This window comes from Corynebacterium drakensteinense (genome assembly GCF_041224285.1).
Taxonomy (GTDB): Bacteria; Actinomycetota; Actinomycetes; order Mycobacteriales; family Mycobacteriaceae; genus Corynebacterium.
In genome coordinates this window covers 1-8,867 of the sequence record NZ_JAXOFP010000032.1, presented here as the reverse complement: position 1 = coordinate 8,867, position 8,867 = coordinate 1, and the positions used below count along the sequence as shown (strand labels likewise).

The following is an 8,867-nucleotide window of genomic DNA, read 5'->3' as shown; positions in this document are numbered from 1 at the left end:
CAAATCTCCGAGTGACAGGCCGGAAGTGATTAGCCGCCTTTACACAACTGGCCGTAAAGTAGTGCTGGCAAAATAATCATCCGGAGGAGAATTAATCAATGTGCGGACTTCTCGCTATGCTGAGCGCCCGCGGCGATGCCGCTTCTTATGTCTCGGCAATGGAAGGTGCGCTTCCTTGCATGCGGCATCGCGGCCCAGATGCAGCTGGAACGTGGCATGACGACCACGCAGTTTTCGGTTTTAATCGCCTGTCGATTATCGACTTGGAACATTCACACCAACCATTACGCTGGGGACCCCAAGATGCCCCAGAGCGATACGCCATGACTTTCAATGGCGAGATCTATAACTACGTAGAGTTGCGGGCCGAGCTTCAAGAAGCCGGCTACAGCTTCAACACAGAAGGCGACGGTGAGCCAATCGTCGTCGGCTTTCACCACTGGGGCCCTGCCGTCGTAGAGCACCTGCGGGGAATGTTCGCAATTGCCATTTGGGACACCCAAAGCCAACAAATGTTTGTCGCCCGAGATCAATTCGGCATCAAACCGTTGTACTACGCGACAACGTCTGTAGGGACCGTCTTCGCTTCAGAGAAGAAGTCCATCCTTGAGCTTGCCGACGCTATCGATCTAGGCTTGGACCTTGACCGGCGCGCGATCGAGCACTACATCGACCTACAGTACGTCCCCGAACCAGAATCACTGCACACGAACATTCGGCGCCTGGAATCCGGCTGCACGGCCGTGATTTCACCCGGCGGCGAAGTGCAGAACGAGCGTTACTTCCGCCCCCGGTTCCGCACCAAACCAGTTCCATCCGGCGAAGAACAGCAACTGTTTAATCGCATCGCCCATGCTTTGGAAGATTCCGTCGAAAAGCATATGCGTGCAGACGTCACCGTCGGTTCGTTCCTATCCGGTGGTATCGATTCAACCGCTATCGCTACCCTGGCCAAACGCCACAATCCGAACTTGCTGACGTTTACCACCGGTTTCGAGCGCGAAGGATACTCAGAGGTCGATGTGGCTGCAGAATCAGCTGAAGCCATTGGCGCCGAACACATCGTCAAAGTGGTGAGCCCAGAAGAATACGCCGCTGCAATCCCGAAGATCATGTGGTATCTGGATGATCCTGTAGCGGATCCTTCACTTGTTCCGCTCCACTTTGTCGCGGCAGAAGCCCGCAAGCATGTGAAGGTTGTGTTGTCTGGTGAAGGCGCCGACGAGCTCTTTGGTGGATACACTATCTACAAAGAACCCCTGTCTCTGGCGCCTTTCGAGAAGGTTCCCGGGCCTCTGCGCCGTGGACTGGGCGTGCTATCGCGCGTCCTGCCCGATGGCATGAAGGGCAAATCACTGTTGGAACGCGGCTCGATGACTATGGAAGAGCGCTACTACGGCAACGCGCGCTCGTTTAACTTCCAACAAATGCAGCGTGTGATCCCGTGGGCGCGAAAAGACTGGGATCACCGCGATGTCACCAAAGACATCTACGCGCAGTCGACCGAAATGGACCCAGTAGCGCGGATGCAGCACTTGGATCTATTCACCTGGATGCGCGGTGACATTTTGGTCAAAGCTGACAAGATCAACATGGCAAACTCGCTTGAACTCCGTGTGCCATTTTTGGACAAGGAAGTCTTCCGCGTCGCTGAAACCATCCCCCATGAACTCAAAATTGCGCATGGCACCACGAAATATGCTCTACGCAAGGCGATGGAACAAATCGTTCCGCCACACGTTCTGCACCGCAAAAAGCTTGGTTTCCCGGTTCCAATGCGCCACTGGCTCGCCGGTGACGAGCTTCACGGCTGGGCACAAGACCAGATCAACGCCTCGCAGACCGACGATATCTTTGACAAGCAGGCCGTTCTGGACATGCTGAAAGAACACCGGGATGGCCATTCAGATCATTCCCGCCGACTATGGACTGTTTTGGCATTTATGGTTTGGTACGGAATTTTCGTCGAAAACCGGATTGATCCGAACATCGAGCAGCGCGACTACCCCGTGCGCCTTTAATTCGCAGGCTAGACGAGTACTCAGCGGACAGCGTTGAGTACTCTCTTGCTAGCGGCACAGCCCAGCTTCGCCTGAACTAAATGGTAGGAACCCCCTGAGCCGAAGATGAAAATCTCGGCACAGGGGGTTCGTGTGTATCACTGCTGTCAGCCAGTGTTGCTGCTAACCCTGGCTGCGTTCTGAGCGTTCCGCTCGAGGTTTAGTTGAACGAGTCACCGCAAGCGCAAGATCCACCAGCATTCGGATTATCAATGGTGAAGCCCTGCTGCTCGATGGTGTCAGCGAAATCAATTTTCGCACCCATCAGGTACGGCACCGACATCTTGTCGACAACGAGGGTGATGCCTCCGACCTCATCGTTCTTGTCTCCATCGAGTTCACGGTCATCAAAATACAGTTGGTAGCGCAATCCTGCGCAGCCGCCTGGCTGCACGGCGATACGCAAGGATAGGTCTGTGCGGCCTTCCTGCTCCAGCAAGGACTTGGCCTTTTCGGCAGCAGCATCGGTCAAAATTACGCCGGTCGACGAAGTTGGGGCGGTCATAGTAGTTCTCCTTCGTGGTGAACGCGTGTTTTGCACCCAGCGTACTCGCCTTTCACGTCAGTCGAAACCCCGCGGAGTGCATGTTATGCGCAGTTGCTTTTCTCTGTTGCTTTTTCTGTCGTCTTATACAACCAGTTACCTGACGGTTCCGGTTACTGGTATCCAGCTGGTTGGTGGACCAGTGCGTATCACCAACGACTTCGAAAACAACTTAATTGGAACAACGTCGTCACGCTAGAAATTATTCCCGAAAGCATTTCCCGACGGACTCTCGTAATCTTTTAGGAAGTTAATCCCGCTTTATTATTGTTAGTACCGCACGAGGTTGTACCCTGTTAAGTTGTGAAACTACCGTGGCAAAAATCTCAGAACAACGATTCCTCCGACTCCGCTGAGTCCGTCGAGGCTGGGGCGGTCGAGTCTTCCACGTCCACCGCTGGTGGCTCGGAGAAGAAACCTGCTGGCCGTAATACACCTAGTACAAAGGCAGGACTCCAAACAGGGAAAACTGACGACGCCACCGAATCTGCGCAACAAGATTTGCCCAAGGGCTATACACCCAAAAAGAATAGGCCCACCCCGACACGCAAAGAACAAGAAATCCGGCGTGGCGTACGCCGCGACCCGAATGGGGCTTCGCCAGCTCAAGCGCGGCAGCGTCGTAAAGAACTCAAAAAATCCATGTCCAAGCAGGAATGGAAAGAATACAAGCGTGAAGAACGCCAAGAAAGTATGCGTCAGCGTAAAGTCCAGCAGGAACGTATGGACGCCGGTGACGAGCGTTACCTGTTGGCGCGCGATATCGGTCCGGTGCGCCGCTATGCACGCGATTGGGTCGACTCGCGCGCGTTCCTCAGCAACTGGGTCATGCTGATCGCACTGATCATCCTTGGTGCTACGTTGCTGGGCGGCATCAACCCCTATGTCGCGAATATCATCTCGCTGGCTGGCATGGTTGTTATCGTTGTTTTGGCGATCGAAGGTGTCATTCTTGGTAAACGCTGCAATAACGCCGTGCGCAAACAATTCCCGGATACTACCGAAACCGGCTTCCGCCTAGGCTTTTATGCCTACTCCCGCGCTACCCAACCGCGCAAGTGGCGCTCGCCAAAGCCACGCGTAGAACGCGGCGCCAAGGTCTAGCCAGGCTCTGGCCAAGGTATCGCGCGGGTCTAGCGCGCACAGCTCTCACACCCATGAGGTCCCACCACGATGTCGCACGATTTCACACAGCACAGCCCACAAACGCCGCAGACTCCACACCCGCCAGGCTATGTTGGATCCGCGGATCACTCCGGGAACGACGAGTTTGGTTTTGTTCCTGCAGCTGAGGTGGATCAGCAGGCGGCTGCAGCTATCACCGCCGCGATGTCGTCGACGGAACGCGGCCGCAGTTTTGGCCGCCTCATTGATGCGGCAGCATTCATGGCCGCGTGCCAGGCGAAAGTTCCGGCAGAACCACTTCGACAGCCACGCGTTGTGGTTTTTTATGCCGACTCCGCCAACCCTGCCGATACCACAGCAGCTGACGCGGGCACAGCTCCAGATGACCAGAGCCGGACAAACAACGACACCGTCGCAGACGATATCGCCGCCGGTGGGGCACCCGTTGCCACCTTGGCACGCACGCACGGCGTTGGCGTTCGTGTAGAACGAATTTCCGCCGATTCTTCGGAGCATGCATCCACAACGGCACTGGAATTTGGCCGACAAATCGCTGATTCTGAAATTGATGCCGGTGCCGATATTCTCATCCCGGGAGAACTCAGCGAAGATATCTCCCTCGACGCCGCCGCACTATTCGGCATTGTCACGAAGACAGAACCCGTCGCACTACTAAGCCTCGAGACTTCCGGCACAACTTCGCAATGGCAGCACGACGTTGCCACCGTTCGCGATCAGATGTTTCACTGCCGAGGTGCCAACTCCACACCTTTAGAAACCATTCGCCACTTCGACTCAGTGACCGCGCAGGCGCTGGTCGGCTTCATATTGCAAGCCGCTGCCCGCCGCACCCCTGTGCTTGTCGACGGCTGCCTGGCAACGGTATGCGGATTAGTGGCAGAAAAAATTAACCCAGGCACTAAATCCTGGTTGCGCTCCAGTCAATTATCACCGGAGCCTGCACATATGCTCGCGGTACAAAAACTCGAGCTGACTCCCCTGTTGGCATTTGATCTCACCACTGGGCAAGGTACGGGTGGAATACTTGCCTTGTCTGCGCTGAACGCCGCGATTGAGCTTGTCAGCGACGAAGTCTACGCGATCACCGATGCGGTTAACGCGCAGACCCAGGCGGAGGCCGGGTCTTCCATGTCGGCAGAGTCACGCGTGGATCCGCGCCAAGAAGACATCATTTAAGCGCTAAATCATGTAAACCGATCTAACGCTTAAACAACTACGGTGTTGCCGTCTATGCCAGCTTGTGCAGCCAACCGTGGGTGTCTTCGTGCTCACCACGTTGAATTCCGGTGAGTTTATCCCGCAACCGCATGGTGACCTCCCCCGGTTCACCGCCGCCAATGGTGAAAGTATCGTCGACGGTTTTCACGGTGCCGATCGGGGTAATCACAGCCGCGGTTCCGCAGGCGAAGGCTTCGCTCATCGCACCTGAGTTGGCAGCCTCGCGCCACTGCTCGAGAGTGATGGTTTGTTCTACGACTTCGAGATCCATTTCGCGGGCCAATTGCAGCAGCGAATCGCGGGTCACTCCCGGCAAGATAGTGCCAGACAGTTCTGGTGTCACGAGTTTGTCGTCGATGATGAACATGACGTTCATCCCGCCCATTTCTTCGACTTTTTGTCGGCTCGCAGCATCAAGGAACACCACCTGATCGCAGCCCTGCTCGATGGACTCTTGTTGCGCAACCAACGACGCCGCGTAGTTGCCGGCGAATTTCGCAGCTCCGGTTCCTCCCGGCGCAGCGCGCACGTAGTCTTCCGATACCCAAACCGATACCGGTTTCACGCCGCCCTGGAAGTAGGCGCCGACTGGTGATGCGATCACCAGGAATCGATAGGACTGTGACGGTGCAACACCAAGACCAACTTCGGTTGCGATCATGAAAGGACGCAAATAGAGCGAACCTTCGCCCCCGCTGGCGGGAACCCAATCACGATCAACGGCGACGAGTTCTTCCAGTGCTTGCACAAACAGCTCTTCTGGCAGATCTGGCATTGCCATGCGCTGTGCGGATTTCGTCATGCGCTGCGCATTCTTTTCTGGACGGAAAGTGACAATGGAACCGTCAGCTTGCCGGTAGGCTTTGATACCCTCGAAGATGGCCTGCCCATAATGGAACACCGTCGTTGCCGGATCCAGTGTGACCGGTGCATAAGGAACCACTTGCAGGTTGTGCCAACCGCGTTCGGCATCCCAGTCGGCACTGACCATATGATCGGTAAATTTCTTGCCAAATGCAGGATTAGCAAGAATTTCTTCGCGCTGTTCTGCTGGCGTCGGATTGTCATTGGGGGTCACTGCAAATTTGAAGTCACTCATAGTCGCTAATCTACTCCCTTATCCATCATAAAGAGACATAGGGCACAGCAGACCATCCAGACCATCGCATAGCGATCCTGAGAGACCCAGGGCACACTTTAGCGGTGGGTCCAGCGTCGAATCAGTACAATTCTGGCTAGGGTGGAAACGACGTTTGCTCCCGCAGCTAAGCAAATATTCGCACGAAATATACAAAAGCGCAGTACAGATAAGCGTCGAGAAAGCTCGACCAACAGCGTCGATAAACGTGTCGATGAACACCACGTTGCTGTGCAGCGCAAGAAAGGATTCTCAAAGGTATGGCTGACAAACAGTTTGCACTTCCTGCCCGCGGAAAGATTAGCCCGGTTGAACTAAGCAAAAAGGCCCCGAAAAAAGCTGATGCTTTGGTGATCGGCATCTACTACGACAAAGATGCACCAGAAATCGCCGAAAACGCGTGGCTATCCGGCGGCCCAGCAAACGATGTACGCGAAGGGCTGCAGGCCGTCAAAGCCACCGGCAAAGCGAACGAAATCACCCGTTTGCCTGCACCAAAGAAAGTGGGTGCGGGTGCCGTGGTCGCTGTTGGTCTGGGTTCGAAGGACAAGCTTGACGACGAAGTCCTGCGCCGTGCTGCAGGTACCGTGTCTCGTTCGCTCAAGGACCTCGATTCGGTCGCAGTAGCACTTTCCGATGACCGCGAGCGCCTCGGGGCTGTCGTTGAAGGGCTGATCATGGGCGGATATGCCTACCCAGGAATCCGCGGAAACAAGGACGACGGCGTCGATGCGCCGGAAGAAAAGAAGAATAAGGCAGACAAAGATCCAGCCGAGTTCACTGTGTTGGGCGATCCGAAGAAGGACGAAGATGTCTTCCGCATCGCGCAGGTCGGTGCGGAATCAGTCTGCCTGGCGCGTGATTTCGTCAACGTGCCATCCAGCCACAAGTTCCCGGAATCTTATGCCTCTTTCATTCGCGGATTCGCCGAGGATGCAGGCTTGAAGGTCGAGGTACTCGACGAAAAGCAGCTGGAAAAAGAGGGCTTCGGTGGAATTTTGGCGGTCGGACAAGGTTCTGTGCGTCCGCCACGTCTGGTGCGCCTGCACCACAGCCCCCGTAAAGCAAAGAAGAAAGTCGCGCTCGTCGGTAAAGGAATCACGTTCGATACCGGCGGAATTTCGCTGAAGCCAGGTGCTGGCATGGGCGACATGATCATGGACATGGGTGGTTCTGCTGCCGTAGTCGCTGCAACAATCGCCGCGGCCAAGCTGAACATTGGCGTCGAAATCACCACCACAGTGCCGCTGGCAGAAAACATGCCTTCCGGTAACGCCATCCGCCCGGGTGATGTGATCACGCACTACGGCGGCATCACCTCCGAAATCCTGAACACTGATGCTGAAGGGCGCATCGTGCTTGCCGACGCCATCGTTCGCGCCAGCGAAGATAAGCCAGATTACCTGGTAGAAACCGCCACCCTGACCGGCCACCAAATGCTCGCACTGGGTAAGAAGACCTTCGGTGTCATGGGGTCGGATGAGCTGCGCGATCGCATCGCTGAACTGGGACGCGGTGTCGGTGAGAAGGCATGGGCTATGGCTTTGCTGGAAGAACACGAAGAAGCCATCAAAACTCCTGCCGCAGATATCCGCAACATCTCTGAGGATCGCTGGGGTGGCATGCAGTTCGCCGGCACCTACCTGTCTCAATTTGTCGGCGAAGGCATCGAGTGGGCTCACTTGGATATCGCCGGCCCGGCCTGGGCATCGAGCGCTTCCGGCTACACTGCCCAGCGCGCCACCGGTGTTCCGGTGCGCACGTTGGTTGCGTGGCTCAACGAGCTCGCAAACTAGTCACTCTCGTTGCGCTGCTCCCATTGTTTGCGGCGCTCGAGTTGCTCACGACGCTTGCGCAGGATTCGTTCTCGTTTCATGCGCTCGCGCATACGCTGTGGATACCCGGTCTCTTCGACGTCGTAAATCGGCACGTCAAGCGCCTGGGCCACAGCGTCGATTCCTTTGGGCCCACCGATGCGGCGACGGATGTAGTCGCCCGATTCGTCGACAAGCACGATCGACATTTCATTAACCACGGTTTCCGGTTCCACAAAACCTTCAACGAGCCCGCGGCCGCTGACCCAGTCGACGAGGTCTGCCCGGTCGGGTTCGCGTATCGTATCGCCAGGCGCACGCGGCGGCTTGAGCTGTGATTTCGCGGAGTTGCGGCGGAATAGGTTAAACACGGTTCACAATTCTAGGGGTAGTGCACAAAATTGCGCATTGGCTCATTACACGTAGCACTAGCAATGGCGGTAGGCTGGGATGGCGTAGCTTCTATTTACTAACGACTTTAGAGGAGTCTCTCACACATGTCGCACTCCGTAGAGATGCCCGAGCTGGGCGAATCGGTCACCGAAGGCACCATTACCCAGTGGTTGAAGTCTGTCGGCGACACCGTCGAGGCCGATGAGCCTTTGCTAGAAGTTTCCACCGACAAAGTGGATACCGAAGTCCCTTCCCCTGTCTCGGGAACCATCCTGGAGATCAAGGCGGAAGAAGACGACACCGTCGAAGTTGGCGACGTCATTGCCGTTATTGGCGACGAGGACGAAGCCGCAGATTCGTCTGATTCTGATTCCGACTCGGCTGACGACGATAGCTCGGATGACAACGCTGATTCCGACTCTTCTTCCGACGACAAGGGCTCCAACGATGAGGGCTCCAAGAAGAAGTCTTCCGGCGGTTCCGGTAAGGCTACCGACGTCGAAATGCCAGAACTCGGCGAATCCGTCACCGAAGGCACCATCACCCAGTGGCTG

Annotated in this window: 8 protein-coding genes; 5 read left to right on the top strand and 3 right to left on the bottom strand. The window is 56.0% G+C overall.

Annotated elements, in window-relative coordinates:
• The first annotated feature begins 98 nt into the window (after positions 1–98).
• A complete protein-coding gene (asnB, locus tag U1140_RS11275) occupies positions 99–2,021 on the top strand; it encodes an asparagine synthase (glutamine-hydrolyzing) (protein WP_369847953.1) in 1,923 nt (640 codons plus the stop codon).
• 199 nt (positions 2,022–2,220) lie between these two features.
• Here asnB and U1140_RS11270 read toward each other — a convergent pair whose 3' ends face one another.
• The gene (locus tag U1140_RS11270) at positions 2,221–2,565 is read right to left on the bottom strand and encodes a HesB/IscA family protein (protein ID WP_369847952.1); all 345 of its coding nucleotides are present in this window, start codon (positions 2,563–2,565) and stop codon (positions 2,221–2,223) included.
• Between the two features lie 342 nt (positions 2,566–2,907).
• Here U1140_RS11270 and U1140_RS11265 point away from each other — a divergent pair, with 342 nt between their 5' ends.
• Together U1140_RS11265 and U1140_RS11260 are read left to right on the top strand one after the other, a co-directional pair.
• Positions 2,908–3,708 (top strand): DUF3043 domain-containing protein, encoded by an 801-nt coding sequence (locus U1140_RS11265; RefSeq protein ID WP_369847950.1) that lies wholly within the window; start codon positions 2,908–2,910, stop codon positions 3,706–3,708.
• Between the two features lie 69 nt (positions 3,709–3,777).
• Positions 3,778–4,926 (top strand): nicotinate-nucleotide--dimethylbenzimidazole phosphoribosyltransferase, encoded by a 1,149-nt coding sequence (locus U1140_RS11260; protein WP_369847949.1) that lies wholly within the window; start codon positions 3,778–3,780, stop codon positions 4,924–4,926.
• A 52-nt stretch (positions 4,927–4,978) separates the two neighbouring features.
• Here U1140_RS11260 and U1140_RS11255 read toward each other — a convergent pair whose 3' ends face one another.
• Entirely contained in the window at positions 4,979–6,067 is a 1,089-nt protein-coding gene (locus U1140_RS11255; RefSeq protein WP_369847948.1) for a branched-chain amino acid aminotransferase, read from the bottom strand.
• Between the two features lie 299 nt (positions 6,068–6,366).
• On the opposite strand from U1140_RS11255, the gene U1140_RS11250 reads away from it, so the two are divergent.
• Positions 6,367–7,902: a leucyl aminopeptidase gene (locus tag U1140_RS11250; protein ID WP_369847947.1), complete on the top strand. Its 1,536-nt coding sequence runs from the start codon at positions 6,367–6,369 to the stop codon at positions 7,900–7,902.
• Here U1140_RS11250 and U1140_RS11245 read toward each other — a convergent pair.
• Complete coding sequence (locus U1140_RS11245; RefSeq protein WP_369847946.1) at positions 7,899–8,291, bottom strand: oxidoreductase; 393 nt, start codon at positions 8,289–8,291, stop codon at positions 7,899–7,901. The genes U1140_RS11250 and U1140_RS11245 overlap by 4 nt on opposite strands.
• A gap of 126 nt (positions 8,292–8,417) precedes the next feature.
• Here U1140_RS11245 and U1140_RS11240 point away from each other — a divergent pair.
• On the top strand, positions 8,418–8,867 hold a 450-nt coding region (locus U1140_RS11240), incomplete at its 3' end, for a biotin/lipoyl-containing protein (protein WP_369847944.1).

Excerpts from the sequence above, each read along its gene's own strand:
- asnB (WP_369847953.1), top strand. The coding sequence starts at position 99 with ATGTGCGGACTTCTCGCTATGCTGAGCGCCCGCGGCGATGCCGCTTCT.
- U1140_RS11270 (WP_369847952.1), bottom strand. The coding sequence starts at position 2,565 with ATGACCGCCCCAACTTCGTCGACCGGCGTAATTTTGACCGATGCTGCT.
- U1140_RS11260 (WP_369847949.1), top strand. The coding sequence starts at position 3,778 with ATGTCGCACGATTTCACACAGCACAGCCCACAAACGCCGCAGACTCCA.
- U1140_RS11255 (WP_369847948.1), bottom strand. The coding sequence starts at position 6,067 with ATGAGTGACTTCAAATTTGCAGTGACCCCCAATGACAATCCGACGCCA.
- U1140_RS11250 (WP_369847947.1), top strand. The coding sequence starts at position 6,367 with ATGGCTGACAAACAGTTTGCACTTCCTGCCCGCGGAAAGATTAGCCCG.